The organism is Arthrobacter sp. B3I9, assembly GCF_030816935.1.
Lineage (GTDB): Bacteria > Actinomycetota > Actinomycetes > Actinomycetales > Micrococcaceae > Arthrobacter.
The window spans coordinates 273,381-290,422 of sequence record NZ_JAUSYO010000001.1 but is presented as its reverse complement, the minus strand read 5'-3'; the positions used below and the strand labels follow the sequence as shown (position 1 = coordinate 290,422).

The window sequence follows — 17,042 nt, the reverse complement described above, 5'->3', positions numbered from 1 at the left end:
CTACTGTCGCTTCGGAGTGAGGGTCGGCGTCGGGGTGGCGGACGCGGCAGCCGCGAGGTGATAGGTCACCACGGAGCCGGCTGCAACCTTGCTGCCCGAGGCAGGCTCGGAACTGACGAACGTGCCGGGATCCTCGCCCTTGCTGCTTGCCTTGACGTCCGCACCCTTGACCCAGCGCAGCCCCGCGCCCTGGATGGCCTGCTGGACCGCCGCCTCGCTGGCACCGGACGGGATAGCCGGCACCGAAACCATCTCCGGGCCCTTGGATTCAGGTCCCTTGGAGTAGGTCACGGTGATGGTCTCGCCCGGTTGTACCGGTCCGGAAGGATCGATGTCGAGGACAGTCCCGGGGGCCGCCCCGTTGAAGACCTCGGCACCGGTGACCTGTAATCCACGGTCAATAAGGTCTTTCCGCACGTCGTTGTATTGCCGGCCGCGGTAGGCGTCCGGGATCAGGTTGACGGCGGCCGGCGTCGTCTCCGTAGGCGTGGCCGAGCTGGCGGTGGGGGTGGGCGTGGCGGATGTGGACGTCACGGACGGGGTCGGACTGCTTGGCGGTGCGCTGGAGCTGGTGACCACGGCGTTACTGCTTGAGGGTGCCTGGGTCGGGAACAGGATGCCGGCCTGCGTGAGGACGACGCCTACCAGGGCAAACAGCACCAGCAGGATCAACGCAATGAGCGGCCAGGTCCATGGGCTCCTGCCTCGCCGGGCCGGCTCATCGATCGGCTCCTCGTAGTCATCGTCTTCCTGTACCCACTGGCGTTCGGCAGCGAGGGCATCGGCACGGGACAGAGTGTTCCGGGCACCGTAGGCGCTGGCGGCGGCGGCACCGGCGGCCAGCCCGGCGGCGGCACCGGCACCGGCCGCGCCGACTACCGGCAATGCCGAGGTGGCCGACGTCGTCCGGTCCTCGGCGGCGGTCGCACCGATCACGCTGGTAGCCGCCGTGCGGACATCGGTGGGCGCCGTGATGGGTCCGGTGGTGGCTTCGAAGAGGAGCATGCCCGGAACGGCTGCATGGGCTGCGGCGATGTCACCGTTGCGGATGGCTTCTGCGGCTTCTGCGAGTTTGATGGCGTCGGCCGGGCGGTTCCTCGGGTCCTTGGCGAGCATCGACATCAGCAGGGCACGGACCGGCTTGGGAAGTGTCTCGGGCAGCGGCGGAGGGGCGTCGTTGACCTGCGCGAGGGCGATGGCGATCTGCGATTCACCAGAGAACGGACGGTGACCGGTGAGGCATTCATAGCCGATGACGCCGAGTGAGTAGATGTCCGATGCACCGGTGGCCGTTTGGCCGGTGGCCTGCTCGGGCGCCAGGTACTGGGCGGTGCCCATCACCTGTCCGGTCTGGGTCAGCGGGACCTGGTCAGCGAGGCGGGCGATGCCGAAGTCGGTGACCTTGACCCGCCCGTCCGGAGTGATCAGCAGGTTGCCGGGCTTGATGTCGCGATGCACCAGTCCCTGTGCGTGGGCCACGGAGAGCGCGCGGGCGGTCTGGGCGATCATGGACAGGGTGCGGTCGGGGGAGAGCACCTGCTCGCGGTCAATGATGCTGCTCAGCGGCTGCCCCGGCACCAGCTCCATCACCAGGTATGCGGAACCCTCTTCCTCGCCATAGTCGAAGACATTGGCGATGCCGACGTGGTTCAACAGAGCAGTGTGCCGGGCCTCGGCGCGGAACCGCTGGAGGAATCCCGGATCACCGGTGTATTCCTCCTTGAGCACCTTGATGGCGACGATGCGGCCAAGAACCAGGTCTTTGGCTTTCCAGACTTCTCCCATGCCACCGATCGCAATACGCGTGGTCAGCTGGAACCTGCCGCCGAGGGTGATTCCTGATGTAGGCCTCACTTATTCAACACCGCCTCAAAGATCTTCTTCGCGTTCGGACTGGTTAGCTTTGCGCCGCTTGTGATGTCCACGCCTTGCATGACGATGGTGACAGCCACCTGCGGATCGTTTGCTGGGGCAAACCCGGTAAACCATGAGTTGTTCAGCCCGGTGCCCAACTCGGCAGTACCGGTCTTTCCGGCCACCTGGACCCCCTGGACGGCAGCGCCGCGGGCGATGCCGTCGCTGACCACACTGGTCATCCACTCGGTGATCTGCCGCGAAATCTCAGGCGTGGTGGACGTTCGTAGAGCCGAGGGCTTCGGCTCGTCCAGCACCCGCAGGTCCGGGGAACGCACCGCCTTGATCAGGTTCGGCTGCATCTGTACTCCGCCGTTGGCGATAGCGGCAGTCATCAAGTTGATTTGCAGCGGGGTCGCCCGGACGTCTCGTTGGCCGATCGCAGACTGCGCCAGCCCGGCCTGGTCAAGGTCACGCGGGAAGTTGCTGAGAGCGTACTCCAGCTTGAGCTGGTCACCCACACCCTGGTCGAAGCCGAACTTCTCCGCCTGGTCCGCGATCGCCTTCTCACCCAGGTCCAGGGCAATGCTCGCAAACGGTGTGTTGCAGGACTGCTGCAAGGCAAAGGCGAAACTCGCCGTATTCCGCGTGTAGCAGTTGCCCCCGGCGTAATTGGGGAGCTTGTACTGGATCCCGGGGAAGGGCATCTCAGCCGGGTTCGGCAGATCGCTGTCCTTGTTGTACTTCCCCGAGCTGAGGGCGGCGGCGGTGTCGACCAGCTTGAAGACGGATCCCGGGGCCAGCAGTGCCCCGGTGGGACCACTGACGCTCTGGTTGAGATTGATCCCCGGGACCTTGTTGAGCTCATTGAAGTTAGCCTGCTCCGCAACCGGATCCTGCGAAGCGATCAGGTTGGGATCGTAGGACGGCTTGGAGACCATCGCGAGGATTGCGCCGGTCTTCGGGTTGGTCACCACGATCGAGCCGCGCTGGCCGTCGGGAATCAGGTCGTATGCGAGTTTCTGGATGGCCGGATCCAGCGTCAACTCCACGGACGCGCCCTTGGGCTGGTTACCGAGGAACAGCTGGCCGACCCTGTCGAGGAACTGCTGGTCCGAGCTGCCGGCGAGGACGTCATTCATCGTCTTTTCCAGGCCGGTCACGCCGTAGCTACGGGAGAAATACCCCGTGATTCCGGCGTACAGCTCGGGCTGGGTGTAGGTGCGCTGGAACTTGCAGCTCTCCGTGGCCGGTACGGATTCGGCTATCGGGGTGCCCCCGACGATGATCGCACCGCGGTCGTTGCAGTAGTTCTGGAGGAGGGTGCGCTTGTTCCAGGCGTTGGCTTTGAGCTCGTCGGCACCGACCACCTGCACGTAGCTGAGCGCGCCGAAGATCAGGACGAACATCGCTATCGCAGCGATCCATGAGTTGCGGATGGCCTGGTTCACAGTTGTTTCACCGCCTCGGTGGGTGCTTCTGGACTGGTACGGGGGCCGGAGGAAGGCACCGGCAAGGGCTTTGCCGGAGCGTCCTTCCGGGCTCCCGGTTCCTGGCCGGGCGGGAGCGGAGTGGTGTCCACCGGGCTCCGGGCGGTGTGCGAAATCATCAGCAACAGGCCCACGATGATCCAGTTTGCCAGCAGGGAGGATCCACCTGCGGCGAGGAAGGGCGTGGTGAGCCCGGTCAGCGGAATCAACCGTGTGACGCCACCGATCACCACGAAGCACTGCAGGGCGATCGCGAAGGATAACCCGCAGGCCAGCAGCTTCCCGAAGGCGTCCCGGGTACCGAGGGCGGCCCGGAATCCGCGGGTGAACAGCAACAGGTACATCAGGACAATGGCGAAGAGCCCGATCAGTCCCAGTTCCTCGCCAAAGGAAGCGATGATCATGTCGCTGTTCGCGAAGGGAACGAGGTTTGGTCTGCCTTGGCCGAGCCCGGTGCCCACCAGCCCGCCGTTGGCCATGCCGAATAGTCCCTCGACGATCTGGAGGCTGCCGCCGAATTCCCTGCCGTAGACCTCTTCGGTGAACGCGTTGAGCCAGCCGTCAATCCTCAGGGCCACGTGCGAAAAGACGCGGGAGGCGACAAACCCTCCGGCGGACATGAGGACCACACCGATGATGACCCAGCTGATCCGGCTCGTCGCCACGTAGATCATGACGAGGAACAGCCCGAAGAAGAGGATTGAGGATCCAAGGTCGCGCTGGAAGATCAGGACGCCGATACTCACCAGCCAGGCCGCGACCATGGGACCCATGTCTTTGAACCGCGGAAATTGCAGGGGCCCGACCTTACGGCCGGCCAGCAGAATGAGATCGCGGTTCGAGGAAAGATACCCCGCAAAGAATATAGCGAGCGTGATCTTGGCGATCTCACCGGGCTGGAACGTCATGGACCCGAGCCTGATCCAGACGCGGGCGCCAAGGATCTCACCGGCACTGACGCCTGGCACGAGGGGCAGGATCAGCAAAGCCGCGCTCACAGCCAGTGAGATGAACGTGAATCGGCGGAGGATCCGATGGTCCTTCAGGAACCAAATGACGGCGATTGCGACTGCCATGGCCACGAGGGTCCAGCGCAACTGGTTGTTTCCCGTGTCTTCCCCGACACGGTCCAGACGGTGGATCATGGCGAGGCCGAGGCCGTTGAGGGCAACGACCAAGGGAAGTATTACCGGGTCGGCATATTTCGCCCGGATGCGCAGCACGAGGTGAAACGCGAGAGCAGCTGCAGTCAGCAGGCCGGACTGGAACCAGAAGTCGGTATCGAACGCCTTTTCGCGGTCCACGCCGACAAGGGCATTGGCTCCGATTCCCACGGCGAGGGCCAGGACAAGCAGGACAAGTTCCACGTTGCGCCGGGGCCTGGGGGTCGGGTCGATCTGCGTCATTTGCCGGCCTCGCATGTCGGAGCAGTTGTCGGCGTGGGCGAAGCGGTGGGCGCGACTGTGCCGCCGGCCTCCGGGCTGGGGGTTGCCGGGGCGGAACTGGCCGGCGGCGACGGTGAAGGCGTGTGGCACTCGTCTGCCGGCGAGGTGGTTCCGGTGAGCTCCAGGTTCTTCACGATCCGTTGCGCGTCGTACAGGTCACGGGCGGGAACGGTCTGGCGCACGCGCTGCTGGGAGAATTCGGGCAGGTCAGACATCCTGATTTCGGTCACCGTTTCTAGGGTGGAAAGCTGGATGGGCCCCAGGCGCTGGGAGACCCCGTTGAAGATAGCCACATGCTGGTCGTGTTCGCCGATGTAGTACCGCGTCTGGGTCCACGCATAGCCGAGCCACAGCCCGACAGCCAGCACGGCAACGATTGCCGCAGCGATGGAAATTGTCACCCAGCGCCGCGCCCGGGGAGCGGCGCGGTACTCCTCCGCCTCCTCGCGGGCCTGCTCGGACTTGTGCGTCAGGACCGTCGCGGCCCGGCGCGCAACGGTGCGTCCGGCGATGGTAGGAATGGATCCTGATTCCGCGGCGGCTGCCGCAGCACCCACCAATTCGTGCGGCCGTGTGGAGAGTTCCTCCCGCAGTACTTCGGCCGAGAGGTGCTCGCCGAGGTGAGGATCCGTGCTGGACTCGGGCTCCTTGCCGTCCCCGTCCCGCAGGCCGCTGGGGTTCGAGGCGTCGCCGCCTGCCGCCGCGTCCGCGGAGCCGGAAAGAATTGCTTCGGCCGCCCCGGCCTCCTCGTCAAGTTGTGCTCCGGGACTCTCAAATGTGTTCCCGGCGGTGGCTTTCTGCTGGGCCCCGGATGCGTCTGCGGCGCCTTGCGCGCTTTCCGAACGGGAGACGGCTGCGGCTACAGCAGCGGCGACCGGCGTGGACACGATGTCGACGGCGGCCGTCCGGACGTCGTCGGGAGTCCGTTCCTCGATGTCCACGACCACAACCGTGACGTTGTCCGGGGAACCGGCTTCGAGGGTGAGGTCAACGAGTTCTTCTGCGCACTCGCGCAGATCCTTGGTTTCCCGGACCGTGCGTTCCACCACATGGCCGGCAACATAATTCAGCCCGTCTGAGCAAAGAAGCCAGCGCTCACCCGGTTCGACGTCGAGGGAGGCCAGGTCCAGTTCGGGGCTGGCATCGACGTCACCCAGGACCCGCATGAGGACGTTCTTGTGCGGGTGGGTTTCCGCCTCTTCCGGCCGGAGCCGGCCTTCATCGATGAGGCGCTGGACAAAGGTGTGGTCGATGCTGACCTGTTCAAATTCGCCGTTGCGCAGGCGGTAGGCCCGGGAGTCACCGATGTGGGCGAAATGAAGTTTGCCTTCGGCCAGGAGCAGCGCGGTGACAGTGGTCCCCATGCCGGCGAGCTTGGGATTGATATGGACGAGTTCCGACAGCAGTGAGTTGGCAGTCTGGATCTCGTCGGCCAGCACCGTCTCGGCGTCGTCGTCGTCGTAGTTGTCATGGTCCAGATGGATCATGTCGAGCACGGTCGCCGCAGAGGCGACGTCACCACCGGCATGACCGCCCATGCCGTCGGCGACGACGGCGAGGTACCGTCCCGCGTAGGCGGAGTCATCGTTCTTGGCGCGAACGCGGCCGACGTCGGAACGCGCCGCATAGCGCATGATCAGCGGCCGCTTCGGGGTGGGTGTCTTGCCTTCGGCCCTGTCTGCGGGGATATCGGGGGCAGCCATGGCTACGGCCTCAATTCGATGACCGTCTTGCCGATTCTCACGGGGACGCCGAGCTCTACCGGCAGCGCCCGGGTCAGCTGCTGGTCTGCCAGATACGTGCCATTTGTGGAGCCCAGGTCCTCGATGAACCAACGGCTGCCCTGCGGGAACAGGCGGGCGTGCCGGCCGGAGGCGTAGTCATCTTCCAAGACGAGCGTGGCCTCTTGTGCACGGCCAAGCAGGATGGGGCTGGCCCCCAGCGGAATGGTGGTTCCCTTCAGCGGGCCTTCCGTCACCATCAGCTGGCGTGCCTGCTGCTTGACGGGAGCGGGGGCCGGCTCTGCGAGGGAGGGGTTCTTCCGGACCTGCCGTGCGGTGGGAGCACCTGCCGCTGCTTTGCGTCCGATCATCAGGTCGCGGCGCATTGCGGCCACGATGCTGAAGATAAGGACCCACAGGAGCAACAGGAATCCGAAACGCAGGGCGGTGATCGTCAGTTCGCTCACGCGCGGCCGCCTGTGTTGGCGGGCAGAAGGCGGAAGGTGATTTTTGTCCGTCCCATAGTGATCGTGGAGCCGTCCATAAGCTCCGAGCTCCCTACAACCTTGTGGCCGTTGACGTAGCTGCCGTTTGTGGAACCGAGGTCGATCGCTTGTGCCGTGCCTGGCCCGGTCCGGACTTCGAGATGGCGGCGCGAAACACCGGTGTCGTCAATAAGGATGTCGGCGTCTGTTGAACGTCCGAGCACGACGGACGGTGCATTGAGCGAGTACCGCTGGCCGTCAATGTCCAGTACCGGCTGGAGCCGTGATGGCTGGCGCGTGGGCGCCGCAGGCATATCGCTGTAGACCCCCGGTGCCGCCGGGGCCGGGGCGGAGGGATCGGCGGTCTTCTCGGTCCGGGACTTGATCTCGAAATCCCCGGCGCGGCGTTCGTCGTCGCGGCGGAAGCTGATGCGGACCGGGCCTTGGAGGGTGTAGCCCTGGCTGCGCACGTGGTTGATGACGACGTCGCACAGCTCTTCTGCGAGGGGGGTACCCCATTCCTGCGCCCGCTGGAAGTCTTCCTCGCTCAAGAGGACGTCAAAGACGTTGGGGGCGAGGGTGCGGCCCGCGGCGATGGTCAGGGCCTTGTTGTCGACCTCTCGGCGGAGGTGGCTGGCGATCTCGACGGGCTCAACCTGGGCACGAGAACCGGTGGAGAAGACTCCACGGACGGCCTTTTCGATGCCGCGCTCGACTTTGTCCAGCAATCCCATGGTCCTTCTCCTTTCCTTACGACTGCAGGGCCGTGTTCGTTCCGAAACTCGGTTTACAACATTTGCGGAAGCCCTCCGTAGCCGGGCACTCCTACACCAGATACTACTGGGCGAGGCTGGGAATGGCCTTAAGCGGCCCCGCCACTGCCTGCCATAATCTTTCTCCCTGCGCGCTCTGACGTGCGCAGATGTGCATGGCGGCGGAACTGCTGGGACGGGCTCTGGTATGGCCGGCGGACATTGCCAGATACCAATTTGGAGGCCGAAGAGAGACGCTCACGCCCGTGGGTTTCCGTGGTCCGAGGGGCCGTGTGGAGCTCGATTGGTGTTTTCCCGCGGTTGTCCGTTATGCTTGATCTCGCTGCTTTTACGAGGTTGGCGGTCCGCGACGCGGGTCCTCCATCCGGGTGAAAGAAGTTGCGCGCGAGTGGCGGAACGGCAGACGCGCTGGCTTCAGGTGCCAGTGTCCGAAAGGGCGTGGGGGTTCAAATCCCCCCTCGCGCACGCAATCAGAAACACCCCCGGTCTTCGGACCGGGGGTGTTTTTCTTTGTCTGGAACGGTGGCCCGGTCCGTTTCCGGAGTGCGGCCTTTTGCGGGGCGGCGCGTCCCGACCGTGACCACGGCCGGCCGTCCCGGGGCACTATGACACGGACGCGCCGCAGCAGCGAGCCCGTTGAGCCGGAACTGGCTCCAAAGCGCCCCCGGACGGGCGAGCGACCAGGGTCACACCTGGACGGCAGTGAGGGCCCGGTCGTAGATGGCCAGTGCCTGCGCTACCTCTTCAGCAGTGACGACGGCGGGCGGCACCACGTGGATGCGGTTGTCCGCGAGGAACGGCAACAGGCCCAGGCGCAGGAGTTCTGCCTTGATCCGGCCCATGAATTCGGTGGTGACGGGCATGCGCGTCTCCCGGTCCTGTACGAGTTCGAGTGCCCAGAAGACGCCTCGACCGCGGACTTCGCCGATGACGGCATGCTTCTCGGCCAGGGCGGCGAGGCCCGGCTGGAGGTGGTCCCGGCCGATGCGGGCGGCGTTTCCCACGATGTCCTCTTCTTCAAAGGCTTCAATCGAGGCCACGATCGAGGCTGCGGCCAGCGGGTGCCCTGAGTAGGTGAGCCCGCCGGGGAAAACGCGCTCATCAAAGGTTGCTGCAATCGCACCGGAGATGATCACACCGCCCACCGGGACGTAGCCGGAGTTGACGCCCTTGGCGAAAGTGATCAGGTCCGGGGTTACGTTGAAAGCGTCGAAGGCAAACCAGTCGCCGGTGCGGCCGAAGCCGGCCATGACCTCGTCGAGGATCATCACGATGCCGTACTCATCACACAGGGCCCGGACGCCTTCCAGGTAGCCCGGCGTGGGGACGAGGACTCCTGCGGTTCCAGGGACGGTTTCCAGCAGGATGGCCGCGATGGACTGCGGTCCTTCGGCCTGGATCACGCGCCGCAGGTGGTGCAGTGCCCGCTCGGTTTCCTGTTCCGGGCTCTGGGCCCAAAATTCCGAGCGGTAAGGGTACGGGCCGAAGAAGTGGACGTGGCCCCGCGAATATTCGTTGGGGATGCGGCGCCAGTCGCCCGTGGCCGCGATGGCCGAGCCGGTGTTGCCATGGTACGAGCGGTAGCGGGAAAGCACTTTGTCCCGGCCCGTGTGAAGGCGCGCCATCCTGATGGCGTTTTCATTGGCGTCTGCTCCGCCGTTGGTGAAGAAGATCTTCTCCATGTTGGCCGGAGCGTGGGAGAGGATCTTGGCGGCAGCCGTGGCCCGGATGTGGTTGGCGTGCGCGGGTGCCACCGTGGCCAGGCTCGTTGCCTGCTGCGCGATGGCCGCGATGACCTTCGGGTGCTGGTGGCCGATGTTGGTATTGACCAGCTGGCTGGAGAAGTCCAGGTACGTGTTGCCGTCATGGTCCCATACGGTGCTGCCGGAGCCGCCGGCGATCGCCATCGGATTCAGGGACTTCTGCGCAGACCAGGAATGGAAGACATTTGCGTGGTCCAGGGCGACGACGTCGGCATTGGTGACGGCTACGTCGTCGGCTGCGGTAGTTGCTGCGGCACTGATGTCTGCCACAGGCAGGGTTGCCGGGCTGGCGACCATGACGGTTCCTCTCGAGGGATGAATTGGGACGTTCCTTCATCTTCCGGTCTAACTGATCTTTTGCCGCGTATACGTTTGTACAATCGGTGCTATCCCGTTCGACGTTTTCACATCACAAGGGTCCGCTATGCCGCCAAGCCTGAATGTCCTCCTCCGCAGCCGGTCGCTCAAGCTGCGGCTCGTTGTGCCCGATCTGGGCGCATCCCAGCTGGAGGAGCCCGTCAGCTGGGTACACAGCTCCGACCTTGAGGACCCCACGCCGTTCTTGGACGCCGGCCAGCTGCTGCTCACTGACGGCACGCAGTTCCCTGTGGACGCGGCAGGAGGCACGACGGCGACGCAAGCGGACGCAGGGCAGCGGTCACCGGAGGTGCCGTACGGCCGGAGGTATGAGGAGTATGTGCGCCGGCTGGTGGACCGCGGCATAGTGGGCCTGGGCTTCGCAACCCAGGTGATCCACGGAACGCTGCCGCCGGGTCTGGAGGAAGCCTGCCGCAACCATGGGCTGCCGCTGCTGGAGGTGCCGGACCGGACACCCTTTATCGCGATTATCCGCATGGTGGCGGACTACCTGGCCAAGGAGGAGCACGCCCGGGCCGAGTGGTCGCTGCAGGCGCAGCGGGCCATTTCGCGCGCTGCACTCCGCCCCGACGGACTGACCTCGATCCTCGGTGAGCTGGAACGTCAGCTGCACACCTGGGTGGCGCTCTATGACGCCGCGGGCAACTACGTCCGCATGCCCAGGAACCGTCCGGTTCCCTCGGATATTGCTGCCGAGATGGCCGAAAGGGTGCGCAGTGCCTTAGACCTGGGAACCCGTTCTGCATCCCACCTGAATATCAAAGGCCAGTCGGTGACGCTGCAGACGCTCGGCCGCAAAGGCAGCCTGCGGGGCGCCCTGGTGCTCGGTGCCATCGAGCCGCTGGACCCCGCCAGAGCAGACATTGTCAACACTGTGATCGGTCTGGCAAGCCTGGCGCTGGAGCAGGCCCGCACCCTCGATACCGCCCGCCGTCACCTCCGCGCAGGCGTCTTCGAGCAGTTGCTGGCCGGCAGCACAGACGTCGCACTTCGAACGGCGCGCCAGGTTTGGGGCCAACTCCCGCGTGAACCGCTGGTCGTGACGGCGTCACGGCAGGAGAGTCCGGCGCCGAACCTGCTCGAGGCGCTGGAACTGCTCGCCGACGACTACCGCGGTGCCGTGTTTTACGCCCTCCGCGACGAGCTGCTGGTGATCCTGGCTGGGAAGGTCCATCAGGACAAGGTTCTGGAGCTGCTTCAACGCCATGGCGCAGTTGCCGGTGTTTCAAGCGAAGTGAATATGGAGGGCCTCGCCGGCGCCGTGGAGGAAGCCACCCGCGCCCTGAGGCGCGCTGCGGAAGTGGGGAGCGTCGTCGTCGTATTTTCCGAATTGTCCGACGGCGGCATGCTGGGCCTGCTTCGGGAGGAAAAGGCCGGGCCGGTGGCCCGGGGATTGTTGCAGCCGCTGATCGCCCACGATGAGGCGGAGCACACCGAGCTGCTGGGCACCGTCCGGGAGTGGTTCGCCAACAACTGCGTGTGGGACCTGACCGCCCGCCGGCTGGGGGTGCACCGCCATACGTTGCGGAACAGGATCGACGCCGCCGGAAGGATCCTGGGGCTGAACCTGGACAGCATGCGGGACCGGCTGGAGCTGTTCGCTGCCGTCCAGTTCATGGACGAATAGGCCAGCGGCCTCCGGCATAGTGTCGGAGGCCGCTGTCGTATTAAGGGCTACCTAGTTCTGCGGGAAGCCCAGGTTGATGCCGCCGTGGCTCGGGTCCAGCCAGCGGGAGGTGATGGCCTTTTCCCGTGTGTAGAACTCGAAGCCTTGCAGGCCGTAGGCCTTGGAGCTGCCGAAGATCGAGTCCTTGAACCCGCCGAAGGAGTAGTACGCCACGGGCACCGGGATCGGCACGTTGATGCCCACCATGCCCACCTCAACCTCGGTCTGGAAGCGGCGGGCCGCACCGCCGTCGTTCGTGAAAATGGCCGTTCCGTTGCCGAAGGCGCCGGAGTTGATAAGGTCCAGGCCTTCCTCGTAGCTGCCCACGCGGACCACTGACAGCACCGGGCCGAAGATCTCCTCGGTGTAGGCACGGGAGGTGACGGGGAGGTCGTCGATCAGGGTGGGGCCGAGCCAGAAACCGTTCTCGTCGCCGTCGACTTTGATGCCGCGGCCGTCGACCACCACCTTCGCACCGTCCTCGGCGGCAACGTCGATGTACGAGGCAACCTTGTCGCGGTGCTGCTCGGTGACGAGGGGGCCCATGTCACAATTGCGGCGTCCGTCGCCGATCTTCAGCGTTGCCATCCGGGAGGCAATCTTCTCGATCAGTTCGTCGGCAACGGGCTCGACGGCGACCACCACACTGATGGCCATGCAGCGTTCACCGGCGGAACCAAACCCGGCATTGATGGCGGCGTCAGCCGTGAGCTCGAGGTCGGCGTCGGGAAGGACCAGCATGTGGTTCTTGGCACCGCCGAGGGCCTGGACGCGTTTGCCGTTGCGGGCCGCAGTCTCATAGATGTACCGCGCGATCGGTGTGGACCCGACGAAGGAGATGGCCTTTACGTCCGGGTGTTCCAGGAGACCGTCCACGGCTTCCTTGTCACCGTGCAGGACGTTGAAGACGCCGTCCGGCAGGCCCGCTTCGGAAAACAGCGCGGCGAGCCAGTTCGCCGCCGTCGGGTCCTTTTCGCTCGGCTTGAGAACCACCGCGTTACCGGCGGCAATCGCGATCGGCAGGAACCAGAGCGGGACCATGGCCGGGAAGTTGAACGGGCTGATGATGCCGACGACACCGAGGGGCGCCTTCGTGGAATAGACGTCAACTCCGGTGGAGACGTTTTCCGAATGCTCGCCCTTGATCAGGTGCGGGAAGCCCGTGGCGAGTTCCACGACCTCCAGGCCTCGGGTGATTTCACCGAGTGCGTCGGAGACCACCTTGCCGTGTTCGGCGGTGATGATCTGCGCAAGTTCGCCCTTGCGCTCGTTCAGCAGTTCGCGGAAGCGGAAGATGATTTGCTGGCGCCTGCTGATGGAGAGGTCGCGCCACGCCGGGAATGCCTTGTGGGCCGAGGAGATGGCGGCTTCGATGTCACCGGCGTTGGCAAGGGCCACGCGCTTGGTCTCGATGCCGCGCGCGGGGTCGAAGACGGGAGCTGTGCGGTCTCCGGAGGAGAGTGCCTCGGTTCCGTTGATCCAGTGGGACAGTACGGGAAGTTCTTGGTTGACGGACACGCTTCTTCTCGCTTTCAGTGCTGAGGTCTGCCGGGAGCGGCTTGCCAGCAACGGTAGTGGCGCGATGGACACGGGTGTGGCCTACGTTTGGCTAGATAGGTGGCCTCGCTTCGACATATGTACAGGACCAAGGGCGCAGGCAGTCGCGGAAGTCGGAAACCGGACCCCTTACAAACCGGGCCCCGCCCCGATAGGTTTTGAGTGTTCCGGGATCGCCCAACACGTCGGAACGGAATCGGCCGGGCCAGAACCGACCGCCTCAGAGAAGGCCCCAACGGCCGGAAAGGGAGCACAAAATGACTAACCCGGAAGGCTGGCGCATCGTCATCGGCAACGACGAGGCCGGAGTTGAATACAAGAACGCTCTGAAAGCACTCCTCGAGGCGGATCCCCGGGTCGCCTCGGTGGTGGACATCGGCGTCGCCTCCAACGACTCCACCGCGTACCCGCACCTCGCTGTCACCGCCGCCCGGAAAGTGGCCGAGGGAGAAGCCGACCGCGCGCTCCTGGTCTGCGGAACGGGCCTTGGTGTTGCCATCGCCGCCAACAAGGTTCCCGGCATCCGGGCCGTCACCGCGCACGACAGCTACTCCGTGGAACGCTCCGTTCTGAGCAACAACGCCCAGGTCCTCACCCTGGGCCAGCGCGTCATCGGACTCGAACTCGCCAAGAAGCTCGTCGGCGAATGGCTGAATTACCGCTTCGACGAAAACTCCCCCTCCGCGGCAAAAGTGGACGCTATCCACTCCTACGAAGCCGACTGATACGAAGCGGACCCGCAGGGTGTTCCTTGCCCACCCTGGCGGTGCTAAGCATGATGACTAATAAGTTTCGAAGTGGTACACATTAACTGTTCCGCTGCGGAACCGGCGGGCTCGTAACTCACAGCGAGGTGCACGATGTCGTCCATGAATCCTGCCAATCAACTCGACGAGCTGGGCCAGCGGACTCTGCGCAAAGTGCGCAATCGCCTCATGCCCCTTATCGTCCTGCTCTACTTCGTCGCTTACCTGGACCGGAACAACGTCGGCTTCGCGAAGCTGACCATGAGCGAGGACATCGGCTTGAGCGCAACGGCTTACGGCCTCGGAGCAGGCATGTTCTTCATCGGCTACGCCCTGCTGGAAATCCCGAGCAACGCCGGGATGTACAAGTACGGCGCCCGCCGATGGATCGCCCGCATCCTCATCTCGTGGGGCATCTTCGCCACCGCCATGGCGCTGGTGAACGGCGAAACCACGTTTTACATCGTCCGGTTCCTCCTGGGTGCAGCTGAGGCAGGGTTCTTTCCGGCCATCCTGTTCTTCCTGACCCTGTGGTTCCCGGCCGCCCAGCGCGTCACCGTGCTGGGCATCTTCATCCTCGCCCAGCCCGTCTCCAACGCCCTCGGAGCTCCCGTTTCCGGCCTGCTGCTGCAGATGGACGGCATACTGGGTCTGCAGGGCTGGCAGTGGCTCTACATCATTGAAGGCGTCCCCGCCATCCTCCTCGGCCTGCTGACCCCGGTCCTGATGACCGACCGTCCCGAACATGCGCACTGGCTGGCCGACGACGAGCGCGAATGGCTGACCCGGACCATGGACGCGGAGCTGGCCCACAGGCAGAAAGGCCAGCCCCACCACTTCCTCGCAGGCCTCAAGGACTCGCGGACCATCGCCTACTCGGCACTGTACTTCGGGCTGGTGTGCGGCATTTACGGCCTGGGCCTTTGGCTGCCGACCATCGTTGCCGCGCTCGGCAAGTTCAGCACCACGCAGGTCGGCTTCATTGTTGCCGTCCCATACACCGTTGCCGCCTTCTTCGTGTACTACTGGGGACGCCGCTCCGACCGCACCGGCAACAGGGTTTTGTATGCCAGCATCAGCATGGTGATGGCCGCCGTCGGCCTCCTGGCCGCCGGCTTCCTGGTGCAGGTCAACGCCATCCTGGCCATGCTCGCCCTGACGCTCGCCGCGATGGGAATCTACTCCACCATCGCCCCGTTCCTGGCCATGCCTGCGACGGCCCTGGTGGGCGCTGCCGCCGCAGCCGGGCTGGCCATGGTGAATTCGCTCGGTAACCTGGGCGGGTTCGTTGCCCCATACGCTGTCGGGCTGTTCAACGACGCCACGGGGGACAACCGTTCCGGCCTCATCTTCCTGGCCGCCTGCCTCGCCATCACGGCCGCCGCTACCTACCTCTACGCACGCAAGCGCCCGGAGGGACATGTGAGGCCCGGCACCCACGCCACGGTCGGTGAGGAAGCCGTGGCCGCCGACGAGTTCGATATCCAAAACTGACAACCCGCCGACGAGAGGGACACGGACATGAGTCCTCAAGGAACATTCCCCGCTGAGCGCACGGCCGTACTGACCGGCGCAGCCTCCCCGCGCGGCATCGGACGGGCGACGGCGGAAATGCTCGCCAGCCAGGGCTGGGCCGTGGCAATTCTGGACATCGACGGCGACGCGGCCCGGAAAGCCGCTGAGGAAATCGCCGACGTCTACGGCGTCCAGGCGACCGGGGTGGGCGCGGACGTCTCGGACCAGGCAACCGTCAACGCCGCCATCGACGAGGTCGAGTCCGCCCTGCCGCCGATCGTCGGCCTGGCCAACCTGGCGGGCATCAGCTCACCCACCGAGTTCATGGATGAGACTCTCGAGGCCTGGGAACGGGTGTTCAAGATCAACATGACCGGCACGTTTCTGGTCACCCAGCGCGTGCTCAGGGGCATGATTGAGCGCAAGCTTGGCAGGATCGTGAGTGTCTCCTCCATCTCCGCCCAGCGCGGCGGAGGCACCTACTCCAAGGTGGCCTACAGCGCTTCGAAAGCCGCCATCATCGGCTTCACTCGGGCTTTGGCCCGGGAAATGGGCCAGCACGGGATCACCGTCAACTGTGTGGCGCCAGGTCCGGTGGATACCGACATCATGGGCGGAACGCTGACGGATGAGCGCAAGGCGGCCATGTCGGCTGACATCCTGGTGGGCCGGGTGGGAACCGTGCGGGACATCGCAGCGCTGATGGTGTTTTTGCTGGGCGAGGACGCCGGCTTCATCACGGGCGCCACGTATGACATCAACGGGGGACTGCAGCTTTCCTGACGCTTTGCTACGCCCGCAGCGCGGCGAAGCCGGCGATCAGTGCCTCGAGTCCCAGGCTGAAGGCGACGTCGGCGGGTTTCTCGAAGGCCTGCTCCGCCAGGCTCTCGACGGCGGCGGTGAAGTGCGGCGTCGCCGCCGCCATGCTGCCGGAATCAAAAATGTCCGCCGGCGCCGTCACGTCATAGGCGGAGCCGAAAATGAAGGATTCCAGCGCCACAATCGCCGAGACGATACGCTCTGGCGGGAAGCCTGCCCGGCCGAACCCGGCGCTGACGGCTTCATACATGGCAAGTGTTTTCGGCGCGTCCGTCACGGGCAGCACTGCGATGACGGGGATCAGCGGGGTGTGCTTGGAGAACACCTCCCGGTAGCTCCAGGCCCACTCGCGTACTGCCTGGTCCCAGGGCTCCGACTCAAAGGACGCCACGTCCACGAATGAGGTCAGGTGGTCCTGGACGAGGACCAACACGTCCCGCTTTGAGGAGACGTGGTTGTAGAGCGCGGAGGGCGCGACGTTCAGCGTCCGCGCAAGGGCGGCCATGGTGAATCCGTCGTAGCCGCTCTTCCCGATGAGCTGCAGGGCCGCCGAAGTGATGCCGTCCTGGTCCAGCACGGCGGCAGCCGGCCTGCCTGCCCGACGCCGGGGAGGCGCCTCTGGGCGTTGCGGGTCCGCGTTCGTGCTCGTGGCTGCCGGCATTCGTGGCCTTTCTGCTCGCGGTGCGCTCGGTGACTCCATTGTGCCCCCTTCCCGACTCATTCCCCCCAGACACAAATAGTCCCCGCTGGCCTCTTCCGCGCCCGGCGCATCGCGTCTATAGTCATTCCTAAATGAATGCCATTCATTTAGTGGTCCCCATCACTACGGC

General features: G+C 65.1%; 13 protein-coding genes and 1 tRNA gene. 5 read left to right on the top strand and 9 right to left on the bottom strand.

Annotated features, from left to right (window positions below; genetic code table 11):
• Genes QFZ65_RS01490 through QFZ65_RS01465 form a run of 6 tightly spaced genes read right to left on the bottom strand, consistent with a single transcriptional unit; the run spans nt 1 to nt 7,729 of the window.
• Entirely contained in the window at nt 1-1,854 is a 1,854-nt protein-coding gene (locus QFZ65_RS01490; RefSeq protein ID WP_306907711.1) for a protein kinase, read from the bottom strand.
• Nucleotides 1,851-3,305: a penicillin-binding transpeptidase domain-containing protein gene (locus QFZ65_RS01485; RefSeq protein ID WP_306907709.1), complete on the bottom strand. Its 1,455-nt coding sequence runs from the start codon at nt 3,303-3,305 to the stop codon at nt 1,851-1,853. Before QFZ65_RS01485 ends, QFZ65_RS01490 begins: the two co-directional genes overlap by 4 nt.
• Nucleotides 3,302-4,750 (bottom strand): FtsW/RodA/SpoVE family cell cycle protein, encoded by a 1,449-nt coding sequence (locus QFZ65_RS01480; RefSeq protein ID WP_306907707.1) that lies wholly within the window; start codon nt 4,748-4,750, stop codon nt 3,302-3,304. Before QFZ65_RS01480 ends, QFZ65_RS01485 begins: the two co-directional genes overlap by 4 nt.
• On the bottom strand, nt 4,747-6,492 hold the full coding sequence (locus QFZ65_RS01475; protein ID WP_306907704.1) for a PP2C family serine/threonine-protein phosphatase: 1,746 nt from the start codon (nt 6,490-6,492) through the stop codon (nt 4,747-4,749). Before QFZ65_RS01475 ends, QFZ65_RS01480 begins: the two co-directional genes overlap by 4 nt.
• 2 nt (nt 6,493-6,494) lie before the next feature.
• Complete coding sequence (locus QFZ65_RS01470) at nt 6,495-6,977, bottom strand: FHA domain-containing protein (RefSeq protein ID WP_306907703.1); 483 nt, start codon at nt 6,975-6,977, stop codon at nt 6,495-6,497.
• Nucleotides 6,974-7,729 carry a DUF3662 and FHA domain-containing protein gene (locus QFZ65_RS01465; protein ID WP_306907701.1) on the bottom strand — a complete coding sequence of 252 codons (756 nt, stop codon included), beginning with the start codon at nt 7,727-7,729 and terminating at the stop codon, nt 6,974-6,976. The genes QFZ65_RS01470 and QFZ65_RS01465 overlap by 4 nt, the downstream gene beginning before the upstream one ends.
• 421 nt (nt 7,730-8,150) lie before the next feature.
• Here QFZ65_RS01465 and QFZ65_RS01460 point away from each other — a divergent pair.
• Nucleotides 8,151-8,233: transfer RNA gene (locus tag QFZ65_RS01460), tRNA-Leu, on the top strand.
• Nucleotides 8,234-8,454: 221 nt separating this feature from the next.
• On the opposite strand, the gene QFZ65_RS01455 is transcribed toward QFZ65_RS01460, so the two are convergent.
• Nucleotides 8,455-9,828, bottom strand: a complete 1,374-nt coding sequence (locus QFZ65_RS01455; RefSeq protein WP_306907700.1) for an aspartate aminotransferase family protein — start codon at nt 9,826-9,828, stop codon at nt 8,455-8,457.
• Nucleotides 9,829-9,955: 127 nt separating this feature from the next.
• Between QFZ65_RS01455 and QFZ65_RS01450 the strand changes: the two genes are divergently transcribed.
• On the top strand, nt 9,956-11,536 hold the full coding sequence (locus tag QFZ65_RS01450; RefSeq protein ID WP_306907698.1) for a PucR family transcriptional regulator: 1,581 nt from the start codon (nt 9,956-9,958) through the stop codon (nt 11,534-11,536).
• A 51-nt stretch (nt 11,537-11,587) separates the two neighbouring features.
• Here the strand turns inward: QFZ65_RS01450 and QFZ65_RS01445 are convergent, their stop codons facing one another.
• Nucleotides 11,588-13,093 carry a CoA-acylating methylmalonate-semialdehyde dehydrogenase gene (locus QFZ65_RS01445; protein WP_306907696.1) on the bottom strand — a complete coding sequence of 502 codons (1,506 nt, stop codon included), beginning with the start codon at nt 13,091-13,093 and terminating at the stop codon, nt 11,588-11,590.
• Nucleotides 13,094-13,389: 296 nt separating this feature from the next.
• Here QFZ65_RS01445 and QFZ65_RS01440 point away from each other — a divergent pair, with 296 nt between their 5' ends.
• From QFZ65_RS01440 to QFZ65_RS01430, 3 genes are all read left to right on the top strand, one after another.
• Entirely contained in the window at nt 13,390-13,857 is a 468-nt protein-coding gene (locus QFZ65_RS01440; protein ID WP_306907695.1) for a ribose-5-phosphate isomerase, read from the top strand.
• 135 nt (nt 13,858-13,992) lie between these two features.
• Entirely contained in the window at nt 13,993-15,372 is a 1,380-nt protein-coding gene (locus QFZ65_RS01435; protein WP_306907694.1) for an MFS transporter, read from the top strand.
• A 27-nt stretch (nt 15,373-15,399) separates the two neighbouring features.
• Nucleotides 15,400-16,176 carry an SDR family NAD(P)-dependent oxidoreductase gene (locus QFZ65_RS01430; protein ID WP_306907693.1) on the top strand — a complete coding sequence of 259 codons (777 nt, stop codon included), beginning with the start codon at nt 15,400-15,402 and terminating at the stop codon, nt 16,174-16,176.
• A 7-nt stretch (nt 16,177-16,183) separates the two neighbouring features.
• On the opposite strand, the gene QFZ65_RS01425 is transcribed toward QFZ65_RS01430, so the two are convergent.
• Entirely contained in the window at nt 16,184-16,873 is a 690-nt protein-coding gene (locus QFZ65_RS01425; RefSeq protein ID WP_306907691.1) for a TetR/AcrR family transcriptional regulator, read from the bottom strand.
• Between the last annotated feature and the right edge of the window lie 169 nt (nt 16,874-17,042).

Bases quoted from the DNA above. Each gene is read 5' to 3' on its own strand.
- QFZ65_RS01480 (WP_306907707.1), bottom strand. From the start codon at position 4,750: ATGACGCAGATCGACCCGACCCCCAGGCCCCGGCGCAACGTGGAACTT.
- QFZ65_RS01475 (WP_306907704.1), bottom strand. From the start codon at position 6,492: ATGGCTGCCCCCGATATCCCCGCAGACAGGGCCGAAGGCAAGACACCC.
- QFZ65_RS01465 (WP_306907701.1), bottom strand. From the start codon at position 7,729: ATGGGATTGCTGGACAAAGTCGAGCGCGGCATCGAAAAGGCCGTCCGT.
- QFZ65_RS01455 (WP_306907700.1), bottom strand. From the start codon at position 9,828: ATGGTCGCCAGCCCGGCAACCCTGCCTGTGGCAGACATCAGTGCCGCA.
- QFZ65_RS01450 (WP_306907698.1), top strand. From the start codon at position 9,956: ATGCCGCCAAGCCTGAATGTCCTCCTCCGCAGCCGGTCGCTCAAGCTG.
- QFZ65_RS01440 (WP_306907695.1), top strand. From the start codon at position 13,390: ATGACTAACCCGGAAGGCTGGCGCATCGTCATCGGCAACGACGAGGCC.
- QFZ65_RS01435 (WP_306907694.1), top strand. From the start codon at position 13,993: ATGTCGTCCATGAATCCTGCCAATCAACTCGACGAGCTGGGCCAGCGG.
- QFZ65_RS01430 (WP_306907693.1), top strand. From the start codon at position 15,400: ATGAGTCCTCAAGGAACATTCCCCGCTGAGCGCACGGCCGTACTGACC.
- QFZ65_RS01425 (WP_306907691.1), bottom strand. From the start codon at position 16,873: ATGCCGGCAGCCACGAGCACGAACGCGGACCCGCAACGCCCAGAGGCG.